At 67.8% G+C, this 23482-nt stretch carries 27 protein-coding genes; 10 read left to right on the top strand and 17 right to left on the bottom strand.

The window, feature by feature from the left end:
- Positions 1–43: 43 nt before the first annotated feature.
- From BM397_RS16255 to BM397_RS16235, 5 genes are all read right to left on the bottom strand, one after another.
- The gene (locus BM397_RS16255) at positions 44–730 is read right to left on the bottom strand and encodes an ABC transporter ATP-binding protein (RefSeq protein WP_092425990.1); all 687 of its coding nucleotides are present in this window, start codon (positions 728–730) and stop codon (positions 44–46) included.
- On the bottom strand, positions 727–1476 hold the full coding sequence (locus BM397_RS16250; RefSeq protein WP_092425988.1) for an ABC transporter ATP-binding protein: 750 nt from the start codon (positions 1474–1476) through the stop codon (positions 727–729). The genes BM397_RS16255 and BM397_RS16250 overlap by 4 nt, the downstream gene beginning before the upstream one ends.
- Positions 1469–2452, bottom strand: coding sequence for a branched-chain amino acid ABC transporter permease (locus BM397_RS16245; RefSeq protein WP_092425986.1), 984 nt, complete (start codon positions 2450–2452; stop codon positions 1469–1471). The genes BM397_RS16250 and BM397_RS16245 overlap by 8 nt, the downstream gene beginning before the upstream one ends.
- Positions 2449–3369: a branched-chain amino acid ABC transporter permease gene (locus BM397_RS16240; RefSeq protein WP_092425983.1), complete on the bottom strand. Its 921-nt coding sequence runs from the start codon at positions 3367–3369 to the stop codon at positions 2449–2451. Before BM397_RS16240 ends, BM397_RS16245 begins: the two co-directional genes overlap by 4 nt.
- Positions 3370–3481: 112 nt before the next feature.
- On the bottom strand, positions 3482–4612 hold the full coding sequence (locus BM397_RS16235) for an ABC transporter substrate-binding protein (RefSeq protein WP_092425981.1): 1131 nt from the start codon (positions 4610–4612) through the stop codon (positions 3482–3484).
- Positions 4613–4803: 191 nt separating this feature from the next.
- On the opposite strand from BM397_RS16235, the gene BM397_RS16230 reads away from it, so the two are divergent.
- The 5 genes from BM397_RS16230 to BM397_RS16210 all read left to right on the top strand — a co-directional run bounded on the left by BM397_RS16230 (position 4804) and on the right by BM397_RS16210 (position 8608).
- On the top strand, positions 4804–5208 hold the full coding sequence (locus tag BM397_RS16230; protein WP_092425978.1) for a winged helix-turn-helix domain-containing protein: 405 nt from the start codon (positions 4804–4806) through the stop codon (positions 5206–5208).
- A 69-nt stretch (positions 5209–5277) separates the two neighbouring features.
- Positions 5278–6066 carry a molybdate ABC transporter substrate-binding protein gene (modA, locus tag BM397_RS16225; protein WP_092425976.1) on the top strand — a complete coding sequence of 263 codons (789 nt, stop codon included), beginning with the start codon at positions 5278–5280 and terminating at the stop codon, positions 6064–6066.
- A gap of 3 nt (positions 6067–6069) precedes the next feature.
- Positions 6070–6762 carry a molybdate ABC transporter permease subunit gene (gene modB / locus BM397_RS16220; RefSeq protein ID WP_092425974.1) on the top strand — a complete coding sequence of 231 codons (693 nt, stop codon included), beginning with the start codon at positions 6070–6072 and terminating at the stop codon, positions 6760–6762.
- Positions 6759–7871 (top strand): molybdenum ABC transporter ATP-binding protein, encoded by a 1113-nt coding sequence (gene modC / locus BM397_RS16215; protein ID WP_092425971.1) that lies wholly within the window; start codon positions 6759–6761, stop codon positions 7869–7871. Before modB ends, modC begins: the two co-directional genes overlap by 4 nt.
- A gap of 47 nt (positions 7872–7918) precedes the next feature.
- Positions 7919–8608 (top strand): GntR family transcriptional regulator, encoded by a 690-nt coding sequence (locus BM397_RS16210; protein ID WP_092425969.1) that lies wholly within the window; start codon positions 7919–7921, stop codon positions 8606–8608.
- A gap of 19 nt (positions 8609–8627) precedes the next feature.
- On the opposite strand, the gene BM397_RS16205 is transcribed toward BM397_RS16210, so the two are convergent.
- The 4 genes from BM397_RS16205 to BM397_RS16190 form a co-directional block, all read right to left on the bottom strand.
- Entirely contained in the window at positions 8628–9542 is a 915-nt protein-coding gene (locus BM397_RS16205; RefSeq protein WP_092425966.1) for a DMT family transporter, read from the bottom strand.
- A 66-nt stretch (positions 9543–9608) separates the two neighbouring features.
- A complete protein-coding gene (locus tag BM397_RS16200) occupies positions 9609–9995 on the bottom strand; it encodes a hypothetical protein (RefSeq protein WP_092425964.1) in 387 nt (128 codons plus the stop codon).
- A gap of 13 nt (positions 9996–10008) precedes the next feature.
- Positions 10009–10785, bottom strand: coding sequence for a DUF6478 family protein (locus BM397_RS16195; protein ID WP_176806699.1), 777 nt, complete (start codon positions 10783–10785; stop codon positions 10009–10011).
- Between the two features lie 108 nt (positions 10786–10893).
- Positions 10894–11493 (bottom strand): hypothetical protein, encoded by a 600-nt coding sequence (locus tag BM397_RS16190; protein ID WP_092425962.1) that lies wholly within the window; start codon positions 11491–11493, stop codon positions 10894–10896.
- Between the two features lie 194 nt (positions 11494–11687).
- Here BM397_RS16190 and BM397_RS16185 point away from each other — a divergent pair, with 194 nt between their 5' ends.
- The 3 genes from BM397_RS16185 (at position 11688) to BM397_RS16175 (ending at position 14951) form a co-directional block, all read left to right on the top strand.
- Positions 11688–12575 carry a CPBP family intramembrane glutamic endopeptidase gene (locus BM397_RS16185; RefSeq protein WP_092425959.1) on the top strand — a complete coding sequence of 296 codons (888 nt, stop codon included), beginning with the start codon at positions 11688–11690 and terminating at the stop codon, positions 12573–12575.
- A 127-nt stretch (positions 12576–12702) separates the two neighbouring features.
- Positions 12703–13659 (top strand): acetyl-CoA carboxylase, carboxyltransferase subunit beta, encoded by a 957-nt coding sequence (gene accD, locus BM397_RS16180; protein WP_092425957.1) that lies wholly within the window; start codon positions 12703–12705, stop codon positions 13657–13659.
- Positions 13660–13712: 53 nt separating this feature from the next.
- Positions 13713–14951 (top strand): bifunctional folylpolyglutamate synthase/dihydrofolate synthase, encoded by a 1239-nt coding sequence (locus tag BM397_RS16175; protein ID WP_092426237.1) that lies wholly within the window; start codon positions 13713–13715, stop codon positions 14949–14951.
- Positions 14952–15343: 392 nt separating this feature from the next.
- Here BM397_RS16175 and zapE read toward each other — a convergent pair whose 3' ends face one another.
- Positions 15344–16405 carry a cell division protein ZapE gene (zapE, locus tag BM397_RS16170; protein ID WP_092425955.1) on the bottom strand — a complete coding sequence of 354 codons (1062 nt, stop codon included), beginning with the start codon at positions 16403–16405 and terminating at the stop codon, positions 15344–15346.
- A gap of 166 nt (positions 16406–16571) precedes the next feature.
- Here zapE and BM397_RS16165 point away from each other — a divergent pair, with 166 nt between their 5' ends.
- A complete protein-coding gene (locus BM397_RS16165) occupies positions 16572–17810 on the top strand; it encodes an MFS transporter (RefSeq protein WP_092425953.1) in 1239 nt (412 codons plus the stop codon).
- 39 nt (positions 17811–17849) lie between these two features.
- On the opposite strand, the gene BM397_RS16160 is transcribed toward BM397_RS16165, so the two are convergent.
- From BM397_RS16160 to BM397_RS16135, 6 genes are all read right to left on the bottom strand, one after another.
- On the bottom strand, positions 17850–18791 hold the full coding sequence (locus BM397_RS16160; protein WP_092425951.1) for an alpha/beta fold hydrolase: 942 nt from the start codon (positions 18789–18791) through the stop codon (positions 17850–17852).
- Positions 18788–19408 (bottom strand): HAD family hydrolase, encoded by a 621-nt coding sequence (locus BM397_RS16155; RefSeq protein ID WP_092425948.1) that lies wholly within the window; start codon positions 19406–19408, stop codon positions 18788–18790. The genes BM397_RS16160 and BM397_RS16155 overlap by 4 nt, the downstream gene beginning before the upstream one ends.
- Before the next feature lie 3 nt (positions 19409–19411).
- Positions 19412–19861 (bottom strand): YaiI/YqxD family protein, encoded by a 450-nt coding sequence (locus BM397_RS16150; protein ID WP_092425946.1) that lies wholly within the window; start codon positions 19859–19861, stop codon positions 19412–19414.
- Positions 19858–20688, bottom strand: a complete 831-nt coding sequence (gene fghA, locus BM397_RS16145) for an S-formylglutathione hydrolase (protein ID WP_092425944.1) — start codon at positions 20686–20688, stop codon at positions 19858–19860. The genes BM397_RS16150 and fghA overlap by 4 nt, the downstream gene beginning before the upstream one ends.
- Before the next feature lie 108 nt (positions 20689–20796).
- Positions 20797–21723 (bottom strand): AEC family transporter, encoded by a 927-nt coding sequence (locus BM397_RS16140; protein WP_092425941.1) that lies wholly within the window; start codon positions 21721–21723, stop codon positions 20797–20799.
- Positions 21724–21752: 29 nt separating this feature from the next.
- A complete protein-coding gene (locus BM397_RS16135) occupies positions 21753–21932 on the bottom strand; it encodes a zinc-finger domain-containing protein (RefSeq protein WP_092425939.1) in 180 nt (59 codons plus the stop codon).
- A gap of 74 nt (positions 21933–22006) precedes the next feature.
- Between BM397_RS16135 and BM397_RS16130 the strand changes: the two genes are divergently transcribed.
- Positions 22007–22933 (top strand): ABC transporter ATP-binding protein, encoded by a 927-nt coding sequence (locus BM397_RS16130; RefSeq protein WP_092425936.1) that lies wholly within the window; start codon positions 22007–22009, stop codon positions 22931–22933.
- 176 nt (positions 22934–23109) lie between these two features.
- Here BM397_RS16130 and BM397_RS16125 read toward each other — a convergent pair whose 3' ends face one another.
- Complete coding sequence (locus tag BM397_RS16125; RefSeq protein ID WP_092425933.1) at positions 23110–23478, bottom strand: histidine triad nucleotide-binding protein; 369 nt, start codon at positions 23476–23478, stop codon at positions 23110–23112.
- Positions 23479–23482 lie beyond the last annotated feature (4 nt).

Below are 23482 nucleotides of genomic sequence, written 5' to 3'. Positions count from 1 at the left end.
GGCAGGCGCTCGCCCGGCGGCTTCGCCTTGACTCCGGGCGGGCTCACACCCCCAAATACCGCTCCGCCACCTCGCCCTTCACCTCGGCGAAGACCCCGTCCCAGACCGAGCGCCCACGCTCCAAGATCACTGCGCGGTCGGCGACCTGCGCCAGCTCCGCCAGCGCCTTGTCCACCACCAGGATCGACAGACCGCTGTCGCGCTTGAGCACCCCCAGCGCATCCCAGATCTCCTGCCGCACCAGCGGCGCCAGCCCCTCGGTGGCCTCGTCCAGCACCAACAGCCGCGGGTTGGTCATCAGCGCCCGCCCAATGGCGAGCATCTGCTGTTCGCCGCCCGATAGCGTGCCGGCAACCTGGCCGCGCCGTTCGGCGAGGCGGGGGAACAGCGCCTCGACCTTCGCCTGATCCCATGCGCCGGGACGTGCCGCAGCGATCAGGTTCTCGGTCACCGAAAGATCGCGGAAACACCGCCGGCCCTCGGGCACCAGCCCGACCCCCAGCCGCGCCACCCGGTGCGAGGGCAGCTTGCCGATGTCCTGCCCGGCAAAGCGCCGGACACCGCCCGCCGCCATCATCCCGCAGAGGCAGCGCACCGTGGTGCTCTTGCCCATGCCGTTGCGGCCCATGAGCGCCAGAACCTCGCCCTCGGCAATTTCCAGCGACACGCCGAAGAGCGCCTGCGACGCGCCGTAGGAGGCGGTCAGATCGTGCAGTTCCAGAAGGCTCATTCCGCATCTCCAAGGTAGGCGTCACGCACCTCCGGGCTGCGCCGGATCTCGTCCACCGTGCCGGTGGCGATGATGCGCCCGTAGACCAGCACCGAGATGCGGTCCGCGAGGGCAAACACCGCGTCCATGTCGTGCTCGATGAGCAGGATCGGCGCCTCGGCGCGTAGCCGGTCGAGGATGCCTGTCAGCTGCTGCGAGCCCTCGCCGCCGAGACCTGCCATCGGCTCGTCCATCAGGAAGGCCCTGGGCTGCAGCGTCAGCGCCACCGCCACCTCGAGCTGGCGGCGCTGACCGTGGCTCAACTCGCTGACCACGGTGGCGGCGTGCCCCGCGAGCCCCATGCGCTCGAGCGCGGCCATCGCCCGGTCGCGCAGTTCCGCCTTTTTCAGCGCCGGACGGAAGAAGCGATAGGGCGAGCTGGTCGCCCCCAGCGCGCCCAGCACCGCGTTCTGCAGCACCGTGTCCTCCATCGCCAGCGCCGAGACCTGGAAGGTGCGCGCCAGCCCGGCGCGGGCGCGGGCCATGGTGCTGAGCCCAGTGACGTCCCGCCCGAGGAAGTGCACCGTCCCCTCGTCGGGCGCGATATTGCCCGAAAGCTGCTTGATCATCGTCGACTTGCCCGCGCCGTTGGGGCCGATCACCGCGTGGATCTCGCCGGGGCGCAGGTCGAGCGTGATGCCGTCCGACGCGCGCAGCGCGCCGAAGCTCTTCACCAGCCCGCGGGTTTCGAGAATGGCGTCAGTCATGGGCCTTCTCCCGTCCTGCGATCAGCCCGACAAGGCCACCGCGCGCAAAGAGCACCACGGCGAGCAGCAGCAGCCCCAGCCAGATGTGCCAGAACTCGGACATGTCGCCGAGCCAGTGTTCGAGCATGACGAAGACCGCCGCGCCGACGACCGGGCCGAACAACCGCCCGACGCCGCCGAGGATGATGAACACCATGATCTCGCCCGAGGTCTGCCAGCTGAACATGGTCGGGCTGACGAAGCGGTTCAGATCGGCAAAGAGCGCGCCCGCAAGCCCGGTGATCGCGCCGGAGATGACGAAGCCCACCAGCCGCAGCCGCTTGGGGTCGAGCCCCACCGCCTGCACCCGGTCCGGACTCTGCCGCGCCGCGCCGAGCGCAAGGCCGAAGGGGCTGCGCGCCAGCAGGTGCGCGCCCAGGAGCACGATGCAGAGCACCGCATAGCTGAGGCCGAAGAACTGGATCGGGTCGAGCGTGTTCAGCCCCGGGAAGCCGTTGCGCACGTAGATCGACAGACCGTCCTCGCCGCCATAGGCGCTCCAGGAGATCGAGAAGAAGTAGAACATCTGCCCGAAGGCGAGCGTGATCATGATGAAGTAGACGCCCGAGGTGCGCAGTGCCAAGAGCCCGATCAGCAGCGCCACCAGCGCCGAGGCCAGCACCGCCACCAGCCAGATGAAAGGCATCGAGGTCGAGCCCTCGAAGAGGAAGGGCCATTCGAACATCGGCTCGTAGTTCTGCACGTGGCTGGCGAGGATGCCCATGGCATAGCCGCCGATGCCGAAGAAGGTGGCATGGCCGAGGCTCACCAGCCCGCCGAGCCCCAGCGCGATGTTCAGACCCACGGCGGCCAGCGCGAGGATCGCGGCGCGAGTGGCGAGCGTGATGGTGAATGGCTCGCCCATGAGATGCGCGGCCAGCGGCACGAGGCCGAGCGCCAGCAGCACCACGGCCCCCAGAAGACGTTCGCGGCTCATGATTTCGCTCCGAATAGTCCGGTAGGCTTCCAGACGAGCACCGCCGCCATCAGCACGTAGATCGCCATCGAGGCCAGCGCCGCGCCGGTCTGCGTGGCGGCGGCGGGGTCCATGAAGAGCCCGAAGATCTGCGGCAGGAAGATGCCGCCCAGCGTGTCTGTCAGCCCCACGAGGATCGCGCCGACCAGCGCGCCCTCGATCGAGCCGATGCCGCCGATGACGATGACCACGAAGGCGAGGATCAGCACCGGCTCGCCCATGCCCACCTGCACCGACTGGATCGCGCCCACGAGCGCACCCGCCAGCCCCGCCAGCGCAGCGCCGAGCGCGAAGACCAGCGTGTAGAGCCGGGCGATGTCAACGCCGAGCGCGGCGATCATCTCGCGGTCGTTCTCGCCGGCGCGGATGCGGATGCCGAGCCGGGTGCGGGCGATCAGCCAGAACAGCAGCGCGGCGACCACGAGACCCATGCCGATGATGAACAGCCGGTAGAGCGGGTACTGGATGCCCCCCGGCAGGGTGACCGGCCCCGAGAGCGCCTCGGGGATGTCGAGATAGAGCGGGAAGGAGCCGAAGATCCAGCGCGTGCCTTCCGAGAAGATCAGGATCAGCGCGAAGGTGGCCAGCACCTGGTCGAGGTGGTCGCGGTCGTAGAGCCTGCGGATCACCAGCCGCTCGACCAGCGCGCCCGCGGCGGCGGCGGCGGCCAGCGCCGCGACCAGGGCCAGCAGGAAGGAGCCGGTCACGGCGGCGGTGGCGGCAGCGGCGAAGGCGCCGACCATGTAGAGCGAGCCATGGGCGAGGTTGATCAGCCCCATGACGCCGAAGATCAGCGTCAGGCCGGCGGCCATGAGGAACAGCATCACGCCCGATTGCAGGCCGTTGAGGACCTGCTCGGCGATGAGGATGGGGGTCATTCTGTGGTCCGTCTCAATTCAGCAGCGGGGCGCCGCCCGCGTCGCCCGACCCGCGGGCCGGCATGGAAGGCGGCCCTTCGCGCCTTTGCACGAAGGGCCGCATCCGTCTGAATTACATCTTGCACTCGTCCTCGTAGGCGTGGCCACGATCCTCGATCGCCGTGCCGACGATCTTGTTGGTGAGGATGTCGCCTTCCTTGATCACCTCGCGGACGTAGATGTCCTGGATCGGGTGATGGCTGGCCGAGAACTCGAAGTCGCCGCGGACCGAGGCGAAGTCGGCCTCTTCCAGCGCGGCGCGGAAGGCGTCCTTGTCGGTGATGTCCGCCTTGTCCATCGCCGAGAGCATCAGCAGCGCGGTGTCGTAGCCCTGTGCCGAGTAGAGCGAGGGCAGACGGTCGTACTTGGCGAGATAGGCCTCGACGAAATGGGCGTTGGCCTCGTTCTCGAGGTCTTTGTTCCACTGCGAGGTGTTCTTCACGCCAAGCGCCGCATCGCCCACTGCTTGGAGGATGTTCTGATCGAAGGAGAAGGCCGGGCCCACCAGTGGCAGGTCGACGCCGCTGTCGGCATATTGCTTGAGGAAGGAGATCCCCATGCCACCGGGCAGGAAGAAGAACACGCTGTCGGCACCCGAGGCGCGGATCTGCGCGATCTCGGCGGCGTAGTCGGTCTGGCCGAGCTTGGTGTAGATTTCACCGGCCAGTTCACCCTTGAAGAAGCGCTTGAAGCCGTTGAGCGAATCCTTCCCGGCCGGGTAGTTCGGCGCGAGGATGAAGGTCTTCTTGAAGTCGGCGCTGGTGGCATAGGCACCCGCCGCCTCGTGCAGGTTGTCGTTCTGGTAGGAGACCGAGAAGTAGTTGGGGTTGCAGCCCTTGCCGGCCAGCTGCGCCGGTGCGGCGTTGGTCGACAGGTAGAACAGGCCCTGCGCCGTCGCCGAGGGCACCACCGCCATGGCAAGGTTCGACCAGACGATGCCGGTCAGCAGGTCGACCTTGTCGGACTGGATCATCCGGTCGGCGATCTGCACGGCAACGTCGGGTTTCTGCTGGTCGTCCTCGACCACCACCTCGAGATCGTCGCGGCCTGCCTCTTCGACCGCCAGCATGAAGCCGTCGCGGGTGTCGATGCCGAGCCCGGCACCGCCGCCCGAGAGCGTGGTGATGAGGCCGACCTTGACCTCGGCCGAGGCTGCAGAGGCGCAGGCGAGGAGCGCCACGGAGGCGAGAAGTTGTTTGAGCATGAATAACTCCCTGGTTTTCTTCGGGGCCGCCTCTTGCGTGCGGCCCACAATTTTTTGTGAGGCTCAGTCTTCGACAGACGCGCTGGAAATACAATGGAAGAAAAGCTGCTGATCCGTCTCACGTGATCTTTTCTCACCGCCGCCAAGTCCTGTGCTTGTCAGGCAGCCTGCGATGCGGGAAGACTTTAGACATGAAAGAGTCCCGTCCCGAGACCCAGAGCTTGCCGAGGCTGCGTCTTCGCATCCTTTTCGGCACCGACGCCATGCTCGGCCCCGGCAAGGCCGACCTGCTGGAACATATCCGCGCGACCGGCTCGATCGCCGCCGCAGGGCGCGCCATGGCGATGAGCTACAAGCGCGCCTGGAGCCTCGTCGAGGAAATGAACCGCGCCTTCCGCGCACCGCTGGTCGACAGCAGCCGAGGCGGTGCCAAGGGCGGCGGCGCGCATCTCACCGCGACCGGCGAGGAGGTGCTGGCGAACTACCGTGCGCTGGAGGACATCATCGCCGAGGCCGGGGCGGACCGGATCGAGACCCTGCAGGGGCTGCTGCGTGATGCACCGACAGCGCCCCCCGATATTCCCGAGGGGAAATAACGCTTGCCCGGGCGACCCTTGATTGCGATATGTTCACCGAAACATATCACTCTCCAAGGTTTTCCTCCCATGCATTTTGCCCGCCGCCTCCGCCCGGCGCTTGCCGCCATGCTGCTCTCCGCCCTGCCGCTCGCCGCACAGGCAGAGGAGCTCGTCGTCTTTGCCGCCGCCAGCCTGAAGAACGCCATGGACGAGATCGCCCCCGCCTTCGAGGCGCAGACCGGCCACGAGGTCACCGTCTCGCTCGCCGGCTCCTCGGCGCTGGCGCGACAGATCCAGCAGGGTGCGCCCGCCGATGTCTTCATCTCTGCCAACGAGGGCTGGATGGACACGCTGGAAGAGGACGGGCTGCTCGCCCCCGGCAGCCGCGTCGACCTGCTGCGCAACTCCATCGTGCTGATCGCCCATGGCGCGGAGGCCGCGCCCGTCGAGATCACCCCGGCGCTCGATCTGCCGACGCTGCTCGGCGACGGCCGGCTCGCCATGGCGCTGGTCGACGCTGTGCCCGCGGGTATCTACGGCAAGGCGGCGCTGGAGAGCCTCGGCCTCTGGGATAAGGCGCTGCCGCAGGTGGCGCAGGCCGACAACGTGCGCGCCGCGCTGGCGCTGGTCTCCACCGGTGAGGCACCGCTCGGCATCGTCTATGCCACCGATGCCGCCGCCGACGACAAAGTCTCGGTGATCGGCACCTTCCCCGAAGACAGCCATCCGCCCATCGTCTACCCGGTCGCCGGTCTGGCCGGGCGCGACAGCGCGGCGGGGGCGGCCTTCCTCGACTACCTGCACGGCCCCGAGGCCCGCGCTGCCTTCGAGGCGCAGGGCTTCGTCATGGTGCCGCAGCCCGGCACCGGTGGCTGAGGCATGGATTGGCTCGGTCCGGAGGAATGGCAGGCGGTGCGGCTCTCGCTGCGCGTCTCGCTCTGGGCCACGCTCTTCGGCCTGCCCCCGGCCCTGCTGGCGGCCTACGCGCTGGCGCGCTGGCGCTTTCCGGGCAAGCAGTTGCTCAACGGTCTGGTGCATCTGCCGCTGATCCTGCCGCCTGTGGTTACCGGCTACCTGCTGCTGCTGACCTTCGGCACCCGGGGCCCCATCGGCGGCCCGCTGCAGGAGATCGGCGTGGTCTTTGCCTTCCGCTGGACCGGCGCGGCGCTGGCCGCCGGGGTGATGGCCTTCCCGCTGCTCGTGCGGGCGATCCGCCTGTCGCTGGAAGCCGTCGATCCAAAGCTCGAACAAGCCGCCGCCACGCTCGGCGCCTCGCGCCCCTGGGTCTTCGTCACCGTCACCCTGCCGCTGATCCTGCCCGGCATCATCGCCGGGGCGGTGCTCGGCTTTGCCAAGGCCATGGGCGAGTTCGGCGCGACGATTACCTTCGTGTCGAACATCCCCGGCCAGACCCAGACCCTGCCTTCGGCGATCTACGCCTTCCTGCAGGTGCCCGGAGGCGAGGGCGCGGCGCTGCGACTGGTGGCCATCTCGGTCGCCGTGGCCATGTCGGCGCTGCTGCTCTCGGAATGGCTGGCACGACGGGCGCAGCGGCGGGTGAGCGGCACATGACGCTCTCGGTCGCCCTGCAGCACCGCTTCGGCGGCTTCAACCTCGACGCGCGGTTCGAGGCCCCGGCAGGGATCACCGTGCTCTTTGGCCGGTCCGGTTCGGGCAAGACCACCATCGTCAACGCGGTCGCCGGGCTGCTCCGCCCCGAGGCGGGCCGTGTCGCGGTGGACGATCTGCTGCTTTTCGACACCGCGCAGGGCCGCTGGCTGCCACCGCACCGGCGGCGCATCGGCTATATCTTTCAGGAGGGGCGGCTGTTCCCCCACCTGTCGGTGCGCCAGAACCTGCGCTACGGTGCCTGGTTCTCGCCGAAACGCGGGACGCCAGCCGAGTTCCGCCGTGTCGTCGAGATGCTCGGCATCGGCCCGCTGCTCGACCGCCGTCCCGGCGCGCTCTCGGGCGGCGAGAAGCAGCGGGTCGCCATCGGTCGCGCGCTGCTCTCCAGCCCGCGCATGATCCTTGCCGACGAGCCGCTGGCCGCGCTTGACGAGGCGCGCAAGTCCGAGATCCTGCCCTATTTCGAGCGGCTGCGCGACGAGGCGGCGATCCCGATCCTCTTTGTCAGCCATTCCGCCGCCGAGGTCGCCCGGCTGGCGACAACCGTGGTCGCGCTGGAAAATGGACGGGTCACCCGGCAGGGCCCCGCCGCCGAGGTGCTGGCCGATCCGGCGGTCACCCCGCTCGGCGCGCGCGCCGCCGGGGCGGTGCTGAGCGCCACGGTGGTCCGGCACCATGACGACGGGCTGACAGAGTTGGACGCGGGCGGCACACCGCTGTTCATTCCTCACCTTGGGGCAGCCCCCGGTACGGCGGTGCGGGTGCGCATCGCGGCGCATGAGGTGATCCTGTCGCGCGAGCGCCCGGTGGGGCTGTCGGCTCTGAACATCATCGCGGGACGGGTGCAGGAGATTCGCGCCGGCGACGGGCCGGGGATGCTGGTCTCGCTCGACACCCCGGCGGGACGGGTTCTGGCGCGCATAACCCGGCGCTCTGCAAAGGCGCTCGGGCTTGGCCCCGGCACCTCCTGCCACGCCGTGATGAAATCGGTCGCGGTGGCCCCCGAAGACATCGGCGGACCTGTCAGAAATACCAGTCCGGGATTGCACTAATATCTGGATTCCCATATGTTTCAGGCAGTAAATGCGTGGATTTTTAAATGGTTCTCCAGGTTGATCCCTCCGCAGGGACGGGTTTCGGCACCTCACCTGAGCACAGGATTTTCAGGATCCTGAGGGATGGAATCTGCCGTAACCGCATTCCGACGGGCACCCGCATCCTGCTCTCGGGTGTGGCCGATGAAAGGGGTAACTCCCCTGAAACCGTCGCCGGCGCCTTCGTATTGCTGACCGAAGACGGCCTTGTCGAGGGAATGGCGCGCGATCAGGTCACCGTTCTGCCGATCTCCGAGCGGCGGCTGCGCGACACCGTTTTCCTGCGCGAACAGACCGAAGCCGAGATCGTCCGCCGGGTCGCCCGCACCGCGGACACGGATCTCCTGACCGAGCTGCGCGAGCAAATCCTGCGCCAGAAGCTCGTCGGCCTGCGCGGCCCGCGCGACCTGCTCCGGCTCGACAACCGCTTCCATCGCACGTTGGCGGAACGGGCGGGGCTCGGCAGCATCTGGCCGCATCTCGAAGCGTGGAAGCTCTACACCGACCGCGTTCGATTTGCCGTCGAACGCAGCCTGGACACCGCCGAGATGATCAGCCAGCACAGCGCCATCGTCGACCGCATCGCGCTGCAGGATGCCGAAGGGGCCGCCGCGGCGATGCGGTACCACGCGTCCGGCGTGCTCCGGAAACTCTCCGAATACCGCGCATCCCAGCCGGATCAGTTCCGCGACTGATCCGCGTTCGGTCCGGACCTCATCCTTGCGGCGTCATCCCCGGGCGGGCCTTGAAGCGCTTGAGACCCAGTGCCCGCTCGCGCAGGATGATGGCGATGCCCGAAGCGACGACAATCGCCGAACCGACCAGCATCAGCACCGTCGGGACCTCGGCAAAGACCAGGTAACCGATGAGGATCGCGAAGAGGATCGAGGCATAGTCGAAGGGGGCCAGCAACGCCGCCTCGGCGCCCTTGTAGGCCGAGGTCAGGCAAATCTGGGCGACCCCGCCGATCAGACCCGCCGCGATCAGCATCATGAGCGTGACCGGCTCGGGCATCACCCAGCCGAAGGGCACGGTCAGCAGCGACAGCAGCGTCGTGGTCAATGAGAAGTAGAAGACGATGGCCGAGGTCTGTTCGGTCTGCACCATGCGGCGGATGTGGATCTGCACGAGCGCCCGCAGTACCGCCGAACTCATGACACAGCCGATGCCCCAGAGCACCGCGGTGCTGACCTCGGAGACGGTCAGCAACGGGACCATGATCACCAAAACGCCGAGCAGCCCGATAAGCACGGCCGATATCCGGAACAGTCGCACCGTTTCGCCCAGCAGCACCGCCGCAAAGATCACCGTCAGGGGTGGCGCCGCGTAGCCGAGCGCGGTCACCTCGGGCAGCGGCAGCAGCCCCAGCGCCGCGAAGTTGAACGCCATGGCACCGCTGCCGACGATGCCGCGCAGGAAGTGCGACATCGGGCTGGCCACGTAGAGACCTGCCTTCATGTCGCCGCGCAGCAACAGCCAGCCTACGATCACTGGCAAGGCAAAGAAGGAACGGAAGAACACCGCCTCGCCAGTCGGCACCTCGGCGGAGGTGAACTTGACGATGGCAGACATGATGACGAAGAGCACCACCGAGGTGAGCTTTAGCGCAATGCCGCGCAGGGGGGACATGTCGACTCCGGGCGATGCGCCGAAAGGGAAAAATCCCGCCTACACTGGCGCTTGGCCACGGCAAGGTCAACCGGTCGGCGTGCCTTCGGCCTCAAGGCAGTGGCGGCGGAAGGCGCGCTTGAGCATGTCGAGCTCGGCGCGGAGCAACGACATCTCGGCCCGAATGTCATCGGCCAGCGCCTCGCCCGCAATCAGTGTAAAGCTGTCGAGGAGCTCGCCGCTGGCCGCCTCGCGGATCAGGAAGGTCTGCACCCCGTCGCCGATCGCCTCCACCGGCACCGGCACTTCCAGCGCCCAGCGTCCCGGCGCGCCCATCTCGGCAAGGGTGACGCCGCGCAGCGGCATGTCGTCGAGCGTGACGCTGATCTCGGGCTGGCTGCCGGCAGGACCGCTGAGCAGCCCGTGCCAGACACCCTCGCGGAACCGGGTCTTGGTCAATACATGGTCACTCATCGCGCATCCCCGCTCAGAACTCCGCCCGCGGGCGGCGGCTGAAGGTCAGGTCCCGCAGAATGACCTCGTTCATTTCCGGCCCCTCGAAGATCAGGTCGAGCCACATGCTCTCGACCCGTTTCTCGTTGAGCCGCGTGTAGGCAAGATCGAACTCAACGTTGATCTCCTCGGCGTTCAACGGCAGCTCGCGCACGATCTGCTCGGTGTTCGGCCCATGCCGGATGTTGAGCCGTGCGAAGATTTCCAGCGGCTTTTCCATTTCGACGATGGTCTCGGCCCGGATCAGGTGGCGGCGGCTGAGCCCATTGCAGGCCTCGGGCGGCAGGTCGACCGCCAGTGACAGGTAGGAGCCGCTGAACCGGAAGACATCGAGCCGCAACCCATAAGGCGCGAGGTCGGATTCCCGAAGGTTGCGTATCTGCCGCAGGGTGATCTCGGAGCGCGGGCAATCATGGAACAGCGTCGCCTCGGCCCCGAGCGGCGCCTTGACGGGCACCGAGGCAATGCCCGGCTGCGGCAGCGGCCCGCGCCAAAGCTCGGGGCGCCAGGCCCAATCGGCATCGGCGGGGCGCGGAAAGGCCTGATTGCCGATGAGCGGTAAGGCGAGCCGCTCGTCGGCGACATGCAGCAGCTCGTCGAGGCGCGTGCGCAGGCGGCGGGCGGCACTGCGCTGGCCGCGCAGCTCCGCAAGCGGCATCTCGGGCGCGGCATCCGCCAGCCGCGACCATCGCCGCAGCGATGCGCCCTGCAGCGCCTGCCGCATCCATCCGCCGCCCCAATGCCCTGCCATGCGTCTCCGACCCTTCAACCCCACACCGCACGCCACTGTCGGCGTGCATGTCGGTTGTTATGGCAAATCCCTGCGCTCGAATAAACGGGGCGGCGATGCGTGGCGCGCTCAGCGTTGCGCCGCCGCCTCGGGGCTGAGCGCGGTGATCCGCGCGCGGACCGCCCGCAGCATCTCGGCGCCATCGCCTCCGGCCAGCGCACCGTCCTGCGGCGCATAGAGCGCCATGACGACGAGCCGCCCGTTCAGGCGAAAGGCACCACGCCAGTAACGCGGATCGCCCTCGGGCAGCACCCGGTTGCCACCGGCGGCCAGATGCACCAGCGACAGCCCGTCCCGCACGCCGCCGCCAGCGATCGGCGACTGCCCAGCCTCGGCGGCCATGACCTCGGGCGAGGGCAGCGCGCCGGAAGGCCCGGCGGAGCCAACCGTCACCGTCAGCATCATCGGATCGACAATCCCCCCGGTCTCGCCGCCACTGAGGTTCTGGCAGGAAGCCAGCACGACGAAGCCGCGCCCTGCGCTGCGATCGAGCGTCACCGGGTCGATGCAATAGCCGGCGGGCCCGGCAACGATCACCGCGCCGTTCTCGAGCGCCGCCTGCTGCAGCGGTGGGCGGCGCGTGACCTCGCAAGCCGCCAGCGCGGCCAGCGCCAGCAGCGCCGCGCCGCATCGCGAAAGAAGAATGTGGCTTTTTCCGGTAATCGACATCATCCATCCGGGTTAGCGAAGCCCCCGAAACCGCACAAGCAGCAAAGCCGTGACCGCGGCTGCATGCTCACTTTCCCGCGCATTGACAGGCTTGCCCAAGCACCTGAACATCGGAGGAAAAGGACGACCCACATGTGCCCCGCCCCCGCCGGCCCCTCGCCCGTACCCTTGATCTCCGGCCCCCGGGCCCGGCGATGAGATACGCCCCCTTCGCGCAGATGACGCAGGCCGCGCGCCGGCCGCAGCTCTGGCGGCTGGCGCTCGGCGTCGTGATGGTGGTGGCGGTGAGCTTCCTGCTCGGACAAGTGCTCTTCGGCCTCGTCATGTTGATGGTGCCCGCCGGCAGCAGTGCCGCATTGGCAGAGGCCATAAGCCGCGCCGATACCCCTGCGGGAATGCTTGTGCTGCTGCTTTCGATGGGCGGCCTCGGGGTCGGCGCGGCGGTGGCGGCCCGCGTGGTTCACGACCGCGCGCCGCGCTCGCTGGTGGGTCCGCCACCTCTGGCGCTGTCGCAGTTCCTGCGCACAGGGCTCGCCGCAGGCGGGGCCGCTCTGCTTGGTGCGGTGCTGATGGTCTGGGCCCTGCAGCAGCCCCTGCAACCCGGGCTGCCGCCGCTGCGCTGGCTGGCGCTGCTGCCCCTCGCCCTGCCGGCGATCCTGATTCAGACCAGCAGCGAGGAGCTGCTGTTCCGCGGCTACCTGCAGAGCCAGCTTGCCGCGCGCCTGCCGCAACCCTGGGTCTGGCTGACCGTGCCATCGGCGCTCTTCGCGCTCGGGCACTATGCCCCCGGCACCTATGGGACCGCCGCCACCAGCGTGGCGATCTGGGCCTTCCTCTTCGGCCTCGCGGCGGCCGATCTCACCGCGCGCTCGGGCACGCTCGGCCCCGCCATCGCCCTGCATTTCGTCAATAATATCGTGGCGCTGGCGCTTTTCGCACCGCAAGGCGACATGTCGGGCCTTGCCCTGCGGCTCTGGCCCTTCGGCCCATCGGACACCGAGGCGCTGATGCGGATGCTGCCGATGGATCTGGTCACCCTGCTGGTGAGCTGGCTGGCCGCGCGGCTCGCGCTCCGTCGCTGAGCGCGGCGCAGGCATCCTGCGGACCTGCAGGCCACGATTGCATTTCCCCTGCCTCTTGCTTAAGTCACCGCCAACACAAAAACGCTGAACGCCGCACGGAACGCTCGGAACACAAGGGCAGCACCGCATGAACTGGATTACCAACTACGTCCGTCCCCGGATCAACTCGATCTTCTCGCGCCGCGAGGTGCCCGAGAACCTGTGGACCAAATGCGAGTCCTGCGGGACGATGCTCTTCCACCGCGAAGTTGCGGACAACCTCGGGGTCTGCACCAGCTGCGGCCACCACATGAACATCACCCCGCGCGCACGCTTCAGCGCGCTGTTCGACGGCGGCGTGTTCAACGAGATCGCCGTGCCCGAGCCGATCACCGATCCGCTGCAGTTCCGCGACCAGAAGAAATACCCCGACCGGATGAAGGCGGCGCAGAAATCCACCGGCGAGCGCGAGGCCATGCTGGTCGCCGCCGGTGAGATCAACCGCACCCCCGCGGTCGCCTGCGCGCAGGACTTCTCGTTCATGGCCGGCTCGATGGGCATGTACGTCGGCAACGCCATTGTCGCGGCGGCCGAGGAAGCGGTGAAGCTGAAGCGCCCGCTGATCCTGTTCTCCGCTGCGGGCGGCGCGCGTATGCAGGAAGGCATCCTGTCGCTGATGCAGATGCCGCGCACCACCGTCGCCGTGCAGATGCTGCGCGAGGCCGGGCTGCCCTATATCGTCGTGCTGACCCACCCGACCACCGGCGGGGTCACCGCCTCCTACGCGATGCTGGGCGACGTTCAGATCGCCGAGCCGGGCGCGCTGATCTGCTTCGCAGGCCCGCGGGTGATCGAGCAGACCATCCGTGAAAAGCTGCCCGAGGGCTTCCAGCGCGCCGAGTACCTGCTCGAGCACGGCATGCTCGACCGGGTCACCGATCGTCGCGAGCTGAAGACCGAGCTGACCACAATCCTGCGCATGCTGCTGGGCATGCCGCCAGCCGTCGCAGGCGACCTGCCCGCTCCCGGCGAAGAGCCCCAGCCCGCGCCCGCGCCCAAGGCGGAAGCCGAGGCCAAGCCCGCGAAGAAGAAATCCGCCAAGTGAGCGACGTGGCCAGCGTGACCGGAACGCCCGGCTCGGACGCCATCCTCGACCGGATGATGTCCCTGCACCCCAAGATCATCGACCTGACGCTCGACCGGGTCTGGCGGCTTCTGGAGGCGCTGGACCATCCCGAGCGCACCCTGCCCCCGGTGATCCACCTTGCCGGGACCAACGGCAAGGGCTCGACCCAGGCAATGATCCGCGCCGGTCTCGAAGCCGATGGCAAGCGCGTGCATGCCTATGTCTCGCCGCACCTCGTGCGCTTCCACGAGCGCATCCGGCTGGCCGGAGAGCTGATCTCGGAGGAGGCGCTGAGCGCCGTGCTCGACGAGTGCTGGGAGAAGAACCAGCGCGAACAGATCACCTATTTCGAGATCACCACCTGCGCCGCGCTGCTGGCCTTTGCCCGCACCCCCGCGGATTACACGCTGCTGGAAACCGGTCTCGGCGGCCGGCTCGACGCCACCAACGTGGTCGAGCAGCCCGCGCTGACCATCCTCACGCCGATCTCGCTGGATCACCAGCAGTACCTCGGCGAGACACTGGCCGAGATCGCCGGCGAAAAGGCCGGCATCCTCAAGCGCGGCGTGCCCTGCGTGGTCGGCCCGCAGCCCGAAGAGGCGATGGAGGTCATCGAGGCCCGCGCCGCCCGGCTCGGCGTTCCGCTGCTGGCCCACGGTCAGCACTGGCATGTCTGGGAAGAGCGCGGCCGCATGGTCTACCAGGACGAGACCGGCCTGCTGGACCTGCCGCTGCCGAACCTGCCGGGCAAACACCAGCTGTCGAACGCCGGGGCCGCACTGGCCGCGCTGCGCCACCTCGGGTTCGGCGAAGAGGCCTGCGAGGCGGCGGTGACCACCGCCGACTGGCCCGCACGGATGCAGCGCCTGACCCAAGGCCCGCTGATCGCCGCCGCGCCGCAGGCCGAGATCTGGCTCGACGGCGGGCACAACCCCGCCGCGGGCGAGGCGCTGGCCGAGCACATCGCCCGGATGCCGCGCCGCCCGACGCATCTTGTCTGCGGCATGCTGAACACCAAGGACGTGAGCGGCTACCTGCGCCCGCTCGCCGCCGTGGCCGACAGCCTGACCGCCGTGTCGATCCCCGATGCCCCGGCAACGCTGGAGGCCGAGGAGACGGCGCGCGCCGCCCGCGCCTCGGGGCTGCGCGCCCATGCGGTCGCCGACGTGCCCGCCGCTCTCGCCGCGATCACCGCCGAAGAGCCCCGCGCCCGCATCCTGATCTGCGGATCGCTCTACCTCGCCGGTGCGGTGCTGCGGGAAAACGGCTGATAAACAGGCTGACCTAGCGATACTAATAGTGGTGGTTCGAAAAAATCGGACTCTTAGGGTTCGTTTAACCAACTATATCTTGACGGATCACAAGAACGTCACCTACGCTTAGAGGTGTAAGGTTTTGCTTCACTGCAATCTGCGCGGCGGAGCACATCGGGGACAGTCAGAGCGACGGGGCGGTGCCAGCCAAGACGGCACCCTAGGGACAGGACAGACCGCACGGAATTTTTGTGCGGTTTCCGCTGCCGAATTCTCTGCCATGCCCACGGTCCCGACGGGATCGAAGTTGATTTCTATCGCAGGCAGAAGACTTTAAAAAAACGAGCAGTTTGAAGGGTCCTTCGGGACCCTTCCTTTTTGCGTGCGCGCCACGAAGGGCACGGCCCCAGTCAGATGGGTTTGCCCCAATCGGCATCCTGCATCTCGCGCAGGCGACTGGCGGTCCGTTCGAACTCGAAGGCCCCCGCGCCCTCGACATAGAGGCTCTCGGGCTCGTCCACCGCGCTTGCGATCAGCTTCACCTTGGCCTCGTAGAGCGCGTCCACCAGCGTCACGAAACGCTTGGCCTCGTTGAAGTTGCCCCGGCCAAGGCGGGGAATGTCCTCGATCACCAGCACCCGCACCGCGTCGGCCAGCGCCAGGTAGTCCGCCGGTCCCAGCGGCTGGCCGCAGAGGTCATAGAAGGAGGCCCGTGCCACGCCGTTCCAGTAACGCGGCAGCTCGACCTTGCGGGTCTTGATGTGCAGGGTCAGCACTTCCTCGTGGCCGTGGGTCAGCTCTTGCCAGATGTGGTCGATCTTGGCCCGCGTTTCGGGGGTCACCGGGCAAAAGTAGACCTGCGCCCCCTTCAGCCGGTCCTGCCGGTGGTCCTTTTCCGAGGCCAGCTCGCGCACCTCGAGCCGTTCCTTGATCTGCTTGATGAACGGCAGGAAGAGCTGGCGGTTGAGGCCGTCCTTGTAGAGATCATCCGGCACCCGGTTGGAGGTGGTCACCACCACGGTGCCCGCCGCGAAGAGCTGCTCGAACAGCCGCCCGACCAGCATGGCGTCTCCGATGTCGGTGATTTGCATCTCGTCGAAGGCCAGCACCTTCACCGCGTCCGAGACCTTCTTGGCCATCGGAACAACCGGGTCCTCGACGCCCTGCTCGCGCAGGCGGTGCAGCTCCGACTGCATCTCCTGCATGAAGGCATGGAAGTGCACCCGGCGCACCGGCACATGCAGGCTCTCGACGAACATGTCCATGAGCATGGACTTGCCGCGCCCGACGCCGCCCCAGAGGTAGAGCCCCTTCGGCGGCTCGGGTGCCTTGCGGAAGAAGCCCTTCTTCACCGGCTTGGCAAGCTCGGTACGGATGCGCTCGAAATGGGGAAGCGCCTCTTCCTGCGCGGGATCGCGCAGCAGCAGGCCCTCGGCCACCTTCTCGTCGTAGAGGTCCATCAGCGTGGTCATGCACGCGCCATAGCGCGGCGCGCGAGGATTGTGTAGGCCCCGCCGAAGCCTTGGGGATGCCGCGCCGCCGCATTCATTCAATTTCGTGATGTTTTTCATCATGAAGCGCGAATTGACCCCGCGTTCAGATTCCGTAAAGCTGCGCGGCGCAGCAGGAGCCTCCCAAATGACCCGCACCCCTCTCTTCACGCCTGTCCTTGTGGTGGGCTGCCTGATCATCCTGATCTCCTTCGCGATCCGCGCCAGCTTCGGCGTGTTCCAGATCCCGATCGCCGAGGAGTTCAACTGGCCGCGGGCCGAGTTCAGCCTCGCCATCGCCATCCAGAACCTTGCGTGGGGAATCGGTCAGCCGATCTTCAGCGCCATCGCCGAGAAGGTCGGCGACCGCAAGGCGATCATCCTTGGCGCGCTGGTCTATGCGGCGGGCCTCGTGCTCTCGAGCTTTGCCGTCAGCCCGGTACAGCACCAGCTCTACGAGGTGCTCGTGGGCTTCGGCGTCGCCGGCACGGGCTTCGGGGTGATCCTCGCCGTGGTGGGCCGCGCCTCGTCGGATGAGAACCGCTCGATGAGCCTTGCCATCGCAACGGCCGCGGGCAGCGCCGGTCAGATCTTTGGCGCGCCGGTGGCCGAGTGGATGCTGGGCATGATGCCCTGGCAGCAGGTCTTCCTCGTATTCACCGCGGCAATCCTCGCGGTGCTGCTCTTCCTGCCCCTGATGCGCGCCCCTGCCGCCAGCAAAGCCGAACTCGAGGAGAGCATGGGCACGATCCTGAGCCGCGCCTTCCGCGACCCCTCGTTCTCGCTGATCTTCCTCGGCTTCTTCTCCTGCGGCTACCAGCTGGCCTTTGTCACCGCGCATTTCCCCGCCTTCGTCACCGAACTCTGCAGCCCCATCGCCGCCGGCAGCGTGCTGGCCAACATCGGCGTGACCAGCACCTCGGCGCTCGGCGCGCTGTCGATCGCGGTGATCGGCGTCGCCAACGTCGGCGGCACGCTATTGGCGGGCTGGGCCGGCAAGCGTTGGCCGCGTAAATACCTTCTGGCGCTGATCTACCTGGGCCGCACCATCACCGCGGGACTGTTCATCATGCTGCCGATCACCCCGGTCAGCGTTCTGGTCTTCTCGGTGGTCATGGGCTCGCTGTGGCTGGCCACCGTGCCGCTGACCTCGGGTCTCGTCGCGCATCTCTACGGGCTGCGCTACATGGGCACGCTCTACGGCATCGTCTTCTTCAGTCACCAGCTCGGCGGTTTCCTCGGCGTCTGGCTCGGCGGGCGGATGTACGACATCTACGGCGACTACACACTGGTGTGGTGGATCGGCGTCGGCGTCGGTGCTCTGAGCGCGATCGTCCATTTGCCGGTCCGCGAGACGCCCCGCACACCGGTGGTGCAGCCGGCCTGAGACCGACCGGACACGGAAGACCCGGGCCCGGTCGCCTGTTCAGCCGAACTCGCGCCGGGTCTCATCGCCACAGATGATCCGCGCGACCTCACTGGCATGGGTGTGCGGAACGCCGTGCCAGGCATCCTCGATCAGTCGCAACTCGACCGAGGGGTTCCAGGACTGCAGCTGCTCCATGCCGTCGGAGCGCACCATGCGGTCCTGCCCGCCCCAGATCGCCAACACCGGAATGCCCAGCCCGGCAACGCGCCGGTGCTGCGCCTCCTGCGGCTCCTGCAGGCAGCCGCGCAGGCTCGACAGGACCGACCGCACATAGCCGCGCCGCTCCAGCTCCGCCAGGTGGATCCGGTCGACCTCGGGCACCTCGCTGCGCGCGTCCGAGCTTTCGATCACGTTCTGACGGTGCGCCTTGGGGAACACCATGTGGAACAGCCAGTCGCCGACGCCGCGGTGCTGCGCGGTCCAGTCGACGATCGGCGAGAGCTCGGACTCGATCCCGGCCGGGGCCAGCAGAACCAGCCGCGAGACCCGCTCGGGCATCTCGGCGGCGAATTGCACCGCAACAGTGGCGCCGAGCGAATAGCCCAGCAGCGTAACCGGCCCCCGCAGCTCCAGCGCCGACAGCAGCTCGTGCAACTGGCGGGTGAAGAAACCCGGTGTCTGCAGCGCCCGCGGCCGGTCGGAATAGCCCCGCCCGTAGAGATCGTAGATCAGCACCCGCTTGCCCTGCGCCGCGAGATGCCGGGCCAGCGCCTTGAACACAACCGAGGGGGCGGTCAGCCCGTGGATGCAGACCACCAGCTCCCCGTCCTCGGGGCCGGTCAGGCAGTAATGCGTCTCGCCCTGCGACAGCCGGGCAAAGCGACCGGGAGCTTCGGCCCGGCGGGTACTATCGAGCTTCCGGCGGCGGAGTTCACCAATCCCCGGAAGCGCCGCAAGCAGCGGCAGCGCCACGGCAACCGCGCCCAGCACATAGCTCATGCGGCGTCGCGCTCCGGCAGCAGCCCATGGTCGATCAGGCTGCGCTCCCAGCCCTCGGGCCCGTCGAAGAGATGCACCTTCCAGCCCCGCGCGGCGGCGGCGGCGATGTTCTCCGCGCGGTCATCCGCAAACAGCAGCCGCTCCGGCGCCACACCGCTCTCGGCCTCCAGCCGTTCGTAGATCTCGGCCTCGGGCTTCGTGACGCCCATGTAGCCCGAGATGAAACGGCGGTCGAATTCCTTGAGGAACGGGTAGGCCTCCTCGGCGACCTCGAAGGTGCCGATGCCGAAATTGCTCAGGGCAAAAACCGGCACGCCGCGCGCACGCAGCGCCCGCAGCAAGGCCACCGAGTGCGGGATCTCCGGACTCGCAAGTTCGATCCAATGGTCGTGCCAATGCCGGATCTCGTCGTGCCAGTCCGGGTGGCGGGCGGCCATATCGTAGACGGTGCTGCGGAAGTCCTCGCCGCGATCGACCTGTTCGTTCATGTCGTGAAGGTCGATCTCGGCGAACAACTTTCGCCTGCGTTCCTCGCCTATGCGGCGATCGTAATATCGTTCGGGCTGCCACTCGATGAGCACGTTCCCGATGTCGAAGACGACAGCTTCGATTGTCATTTCCTAGTCCCCTGCAGCGCGCACCTCGCGCTCTAGTACATTTAGGAAACGGGAGCGGTCATTCTTTGTAAAGCTCCGGCCTTTCCCGCTCTGGTAGAAAGGATCCGAAGCGCGGATATCTTGCATCAGGTCGCGCATCGCCAGCTGCGCGCCGATGTTGCCGGGGGTGAAGACCTCGCCGTCCGGCCGCAGCACCCGCGCGCCGCCCTCGATGCAGCGCGCCGCCAGCGGGATGTCACTGGTCACCACCACGTCCCCCTTGCCCGCCCGCTCGGCGATCCACATGTCCGCCTCGTCGGGACCGGCGGCGACGGTGACCACCTCGACCAGCGGATTGCGCGAAGGGCGCAACCCGCCGTTCGACACCAGCACCATCCGCAGGCGGTGGCGGGTCGCCACGCGCTCCGCCTCCTCCTTCACCGGACAGGCATCGGCGTCGATGTAGAGCGTCACGCGTAAAGCGCCTCTGCGTGGAAGGCGACATGCTCTTCCATGAAGGTCGAAACGAAGAAGTAGCTGTGGTCATAGCCCGGCTGGGTGCGGAAGCTGCCCGCCTGCCGCTTCGCCGCCATCGCCTCGGCCAGCGCCTCGGGCTTGAGCAGGTGCAGGAACTGGTCGCTGCCGCCCTGGTCGATCAGCACCGGACCGTCGAAGCCTTTCTCGCGCATCAGCAGGCTCGCGTCATGCGCCGCCCACTTGCTCTCGTCCGCGCCGAGATAGGCACCGAGCTGCTTGCGGCCCCAGTCGCTTTGCGTCGGGTTGGTGATCGGCGCGAAGGCCGAGACCGATCGGAAGCGGCCCGGCAGGCCCATCGCCAGTGTCAGCGCGCCGTGCCCGCCCATCGAGTGCCCGGTGATCGCCTGGCGCTCCATGTCGAGCGAGAACTCCTGTCCGATCAGCGCCGGCAGTTCCTCGGCCACGTAGTCCCACATGCGGAAATGCGGTGCCCAGGGCGCCTCGGTGGCGTTGACGTAGAAGCCCGCCCCCTTGCCCAGATCGTAGGCCTCGTCGTCCGCCACACCCTCGCCCCGCGGGCTCGTGTCGGGAAAGACCAGCGCCACGCCCGCCTCCGCGGCCCAGGCCTGCGCCCCGGCCTTGGTCATGGCGTTCTCATGAGTGCAGGTGAGCCCCGAGAGGTACCAAAGCACCGGCACCTCCATGTCCTTGGCCATCTCGGGCAGGAACAGACCGAAGGTCATGTCACAGCCGCAGGCCTCGGAGGCGTGGCTGTAGACGCCCTGCACGCCGCCGAAGCAGCGGTTCTCGGATTTGATTTCCATGATGGCACTCCTGTTTGCGCCGGTTCCGGTTCGGCCCAAGGGCTACCCCGCCGGATCGCCGTGGCGCAAGCGAAAGCGCCCGGAGCCGCTGCAAGGTTCAGGCCCGGATCAGGGATGCACCCAGGCGATCACCGCGCTGACCGTGAGGATACTGGCCGTGGTCGAGACGAGGATCGCCGCCGAGACCCGCTGCGGCGCGATGCCGTAATGCTGTGCCAGGATAAAGACGTTGCCCGCCACCGGCAGCGCCGCCGCCGAGACCATTACCGCCGCCTGGTAGGCGGTGACCGGGAATAGCAGGAACGCCCCCAGCGCCACGAAACCCGGATGCAGCACCAGCTTGCAGAAACTCAGCCAGCCCGCCACCGCCAGCCGCTCGGCGCTCTTCGAGGCCAGCGAGGCACCGATGGCGAAAAGCGCGCCGGGCGTCGCCGCATTACCTAGGATGGTCAGGAATTCGGTGACCGGCGCGGGCAGCGTCAGCCCCGAGGCCGAGACGCAGAGCCCCGCCGCGATCGAGACGATCATCGGGTTCTGCACCAGCCCCAGCCCGACGCGTTTCAGCGTGGCCGGGGTCAGCCGCCCCTCGCGAGATCCGGTGACGAGGATAACCAGCAGCGTCGAGAAGACGATGAGGTCGATCGACAGCATCAGGATGATCGGCCCCACCGCCGCCTGCCCCAGCAGCACCGCCAGCATGGGCACACCGAGAAAGCCGGTATTGCCGATCGCGGCGCATTGCGCCTCGATCGCCGTGGTCTGCACGTCCTGCCGCCGGATGAAGCCGATCACCGTGGCCACCGCGTAGACCGCGGCGGTGCCGAAGAGATAGGCCGAGGTGACGCGCGGATCGAAGATCTCCGAGATCGACAGCGTCGCGGAAAAGCGGAAGAGCATCGCCGAGAGGGCAAAGTAGAAGACGAAGCGGGTGATCGCCGCAACGGATTGCTCGGAAAAGAACCTGATCCGCGCGGCCCCGTAGCCGAGGCCGATCAGCGCAAAGAACGGCAGGACCTTGAGAAAAACGGCGAGCATGAACCGGGATCAGATGGTCCGGCGGGCGCTCAGACCTTGCCCTCGAGGTCCTTGTGCACGTAGCGCGCATCGCAATAGGGGCATTCCACGACGCCGGTCTCATGCGGCAGCGAAAGCCAGACGCGCGGATGGCCAAGTGCCCCTTCTCCGCCGTCGCAGGCGATGCGGTAGCTGTCGACGAATTTGGTCTCGGGCGCCTCGGTGGCCATGCTCCGGTTCCCTTTTCACTGGCTTTGCACTACCTGCGTTATGAGACAAGTGAGGCACGGGAGCAAGGCTCGGCATGAGTGACGACGCGATCCGCATCGAAGGGCTGCGCAAGACCTACGCAGGTGGCAAGCAGGCGCTGAAGGGTATCGACCTGAACGTGCCCCAGGGGTCGATCTTCGGCCTGCTCGGCCCGAACGGGGCGGGCAAGTCGACGCTGATCAACATCCTCGCCGGGCTGGTGGTGAAGACCGCCGGCAAGGTGTCGATCTGGGGCTGGGACCAGGACCGCAACCCGCGGCAGTCGCGCGCCTCGATCGGGGTGATGCCGCAGGAGCTGAACCTCGATCCCTTCTTCACCCCGCGCGGCGCGCTGGAGGTGCAGGCCGGGCTCTACGGCGTGCCCAAGCGCGACCGCCGCACCGAGGAGATCCTCGAACTGGTGGGGCTCGAGGACAAGGCCGAGGCCTATGCCCGAACGCTCTCGGGCGGCATGCGCCGCCGGCTCTTGCTGGGCAAGGCGCTGGTGCACCACCCGCACATCCTGGTGCTGGACGAGCCCACCGCGGGCGTCGACATCGAGCTGCGGCAGATGCTCTGGCGCAACGTTCGGCGGCTCAACCGCGAGCGCGGCATGACCATCATCCTCACCACCCACTACCTCGAGGAGGCCGAGGAGATGTGCGACGAGATCGCCATCATCAACCACGGCGAGGTGGCGGCACGCGACAGCACGGCGAACCTGCTGGGCAACATCGACGCCAAGACGCTGGTGATCACCCCCGAGACCATGCCGGACACCCTGCCCGAGGCACCCGGCATCAAGGCCGAGAAACGCGACGGCGGGCTGATCGCGCTCAGCTACCGGGCCCGCGAGACCACCGCCGAGGACGTGCTGGGACTGGTACGCGCACATGGCATCAGCCTGCGCGACGTGCGCACCGAGCAAGCCGACCTCGAGGATGTCTTCCTGGAGCTGACCCGCAGCCGCCCCGCCGCCTGAGAAGCGCCTCCGGCGGGCGTATTTGTCAAAGAGAAGAAGCCAGGGGCGCGGCGCCCTTGCCGGGCACAAGGTCAAAAAGGGCGCCGCCGGGGGATCGGCGCCGCCCTTTCATTGTTCCCCAAATACGCCCGCCGGAGGCGGTCCTGCCCGCCTCGCGCGCGCGGCGGCGGGAAATCTCAGCCGCGCTCGAGCATCCGGCCCAGCGGACGGCCGGCGAGGATGTGCACGTGCAGATGCGGCACCTCCTGGACGCCCTCGGCACCGGCGTTGGAGATCAGCCGGAAGCCGTTCGCCGCCACGCCCTCCATCTCGCAGACCTTGCCGATCGTGCGGGTGTAGTCGAGGATCTCGGCATCCGAGGCGTTCTGCGCGAAGTCGTCGTAGCAGACGTAGGCACCTCTGGGGATCACCAGCACATGGGTCGGCGCCTGCGGGCGGATGTCGCGGAAGGCGAGGCTGTGCTCGGTCTCGAGCACGGTGTCATTGGGGATCTCGCCCCGCAGGATCTTCGCGAAAATGTTCTGGTCGTCGTAGCTGTAGGCCATGGGA

The sequence above is a fragment of the Alloyangia pacifica genome, assembly GCF_900116195.1.
Lineage (GTDB): Bacteria > Pseudomonadota > Alphaproteobacteria > Rhodobacterales > Rhodobacteraceae > Salipiger > Salipiger pacificus.
This window is presented reverse-complemented; position numbering and strand designations above follow the sequence as displayed.

What these genes read in the sequence shown, in the direction of transcription:
- BM397_RS16190 (WP_092425962.1), bottom strand. Translation starts at nt 11,493, where the DNA reads ATGTCGATTACCGGAAAAAGCCACATTCTTCTTTCGCGATGCGGCGCG.
- BM397_RS16235 (WP_092425981.1), bottom strand. Translation starts at nt 4,612, where the DNA reads ATGCTCAAACAACTTCTCGCCTCCGTGGCGCTCCTCGCCTGCGCCTCT.
- BM397_RS16160 (WP_092425951.1), bottom strand. Translation starts at nt 18,791, where the DNA reads ATGAGCTATGTGCTGGGCGCGGTTGCCGTGGCGCTGCCGCTGCTTGCG.
- BM397_RS16140 (WP_092425941.1), bottom strand. Translation starts at nt 21,723, where the DNA reads ATGCTCGCCGTTTTTCTCAAGGTCCTGCCGTTCTTTGCGCTGATCGGC.
- BM397_RS16245 (WP_092425986.1), bottom strand. Translation starts at nt 2,452, where the DNA reads ATGAGCCGCGAACGTCTTCTGGGGGCCGTGGTGCTGCTGGCGCTCGGC.
- zapE (WP_092425955.1), bottom strand. Translation starts at nt 16,405, where the DNA reads ATGACCACGCTGATGGACCTCTACGACGAGAAGGTGGCCGAGGGCCTG.
- BM397_RS16250 (WP_092425988.1), bottom strand. Translation starts at nt 1,476, where the DNA reads ATGACTGACGCCATTCTCGAAACCCGCGGGCTGGTGAAGAGCTTCGGC.
- BM397_RS16155 (WP_092425948.1), bottom strand. Translation starts at nt 19,408, where the DNA reads ATGACAATCGAAGCTGTCGTCTTCGACATCGGGAACGTGCTCATCGAG.
- BM397_RS16175 (WP_092426237.1), top strand. Translation starts at nt 13,713, where the DNA reads ATGATGTCCCTGCACCCCAAGATCATCGACCTGACGCTCGACCGGGTC.
- modB (WP_092425974.1), top strand. Translation starts at nt 6,070, where the DNA reads ATGGATTGGCTCGGTCCGGAGGAATGGCAGGCGGTGCGGCTCTCGCTG.
- modA (WP_092425976.1), top strand. Translation starts at nt 5,278, where the DNA reads ATGCATTTTGCCCGCCGCCTCCGCCCGGCGCTTGCCGCCATGCTGCTC.
- BM397_RS16130 (WP_092425936.1), top strand. Translation starts at nt 22,007, where the DNA reads ATGAGTGACGACGCGATCCGCATCGAAGGGCTGCGCAAGACCTACGCA.
- BM397_RS16195 (WP_176806699.1), bottom strand. Translation starts at nt 10,785, where the DNA reads ATGGCAGGGCATTGGGGCGGCGGATGGATGCGGCAGGCGCTGCAGGGC.
- BM397_RS16185 (WP_092425959.1), top strand. Translation starts at nt 11,688, where the DNA reads ATGAGATACGCCCCCTTCGCGCAGATGACGCAGGCCGCGCGCCGGCCG.
- BM397_RS16230 (WP_092425978.1), top strand. Translation starts at nt 4,804, where the DNA reads ATGAAAGAGTCCCGTCCCGAGACCCAGAGCTTGCCGAGGCTGCGTCTT.
- BM397_RS16255 (WP_092425990.1), bottom strand. Translation starts at nt 730, where the DNA reads ATGAGCCTTCTGGAACTGCACGATCTGACCGCCTCCTACGGCGCGTCG.
- BM397_RS16240 (WP_092425983.1), bottom strand. Translation starts at nt 3,369, where the DNA reads ATGACCCCCATCCTCATCGCCGAGCAGGTCCTCAACGGCCTGCAATCG.
- fghA (WP_092425944.1), bottom strand. Translation starts at nt 20,688, where the DNA reads ATGGAAATCAAATCCGAGAACCGCTGCTTCGGCGGCGTGCAGGGCGTC.
- accD (WP_092425957.1), top strand. Translation starts at nt 12,703, where the DNA reads ATGAACTGGATTACCAACTACGTCCGTCCCCGGATCAACTCGATCTTC.
- BM397_RS16210 (WP_092425969.1), top strand. Translation starts at nt 7,919, where the DNA reads ATGGTTCTCCAGGTTGATCCCTCCGCAGGGACGGGTTTCGGCACCTCA.
- modC (WP_092425971.1), top strand. Translation starts at nt 6,759, where the DNA reads ATGACGCTCTCGGTCGCCCTGCAGCACCGCTTCGGCGGCTTCAACCTC.
- BM397_RS16200 (WP_092425964.1), bottom strand. Translation starts at nt 9,995, where the DNA reads ATGAGTGACCATGTATTGACCAAGACCCGGTTCCGCGAGGGTGTCTGG.
- BM397_RS16135 (WP_092425939.1), bottom strand. Translation starts at nt 21,932, where the DNA reads ATGGCCACCGAGGCGCCCGAGACCAAATTCGTCGACAGCTACCGCATC.
- BM397_RS16205 (WP_092425966.1), bottom strand. Translation starts at nt 9,542, where the DNA reads ATGTCCCCCCTGCGCGGCATTGCGCTAAAGCTCACCTCGGTGGTGCTC.
- BM397_RS16125 (WP_092425933.1), bottom strand. Translation starts at nt 23,478, where the DNA reads ATGGCCTACAGCTACGACGACCAGAACATTTTCGCGAAGATCCTGCGG.
- BM397_RS16165 (WP_092425953.1), top strand. Translation starts at nt 16,572, where the DNA reads ATGACCCGCACCCCTCTCTTCACGCCTGTCCTTGTGGTGGGCTGCCTG.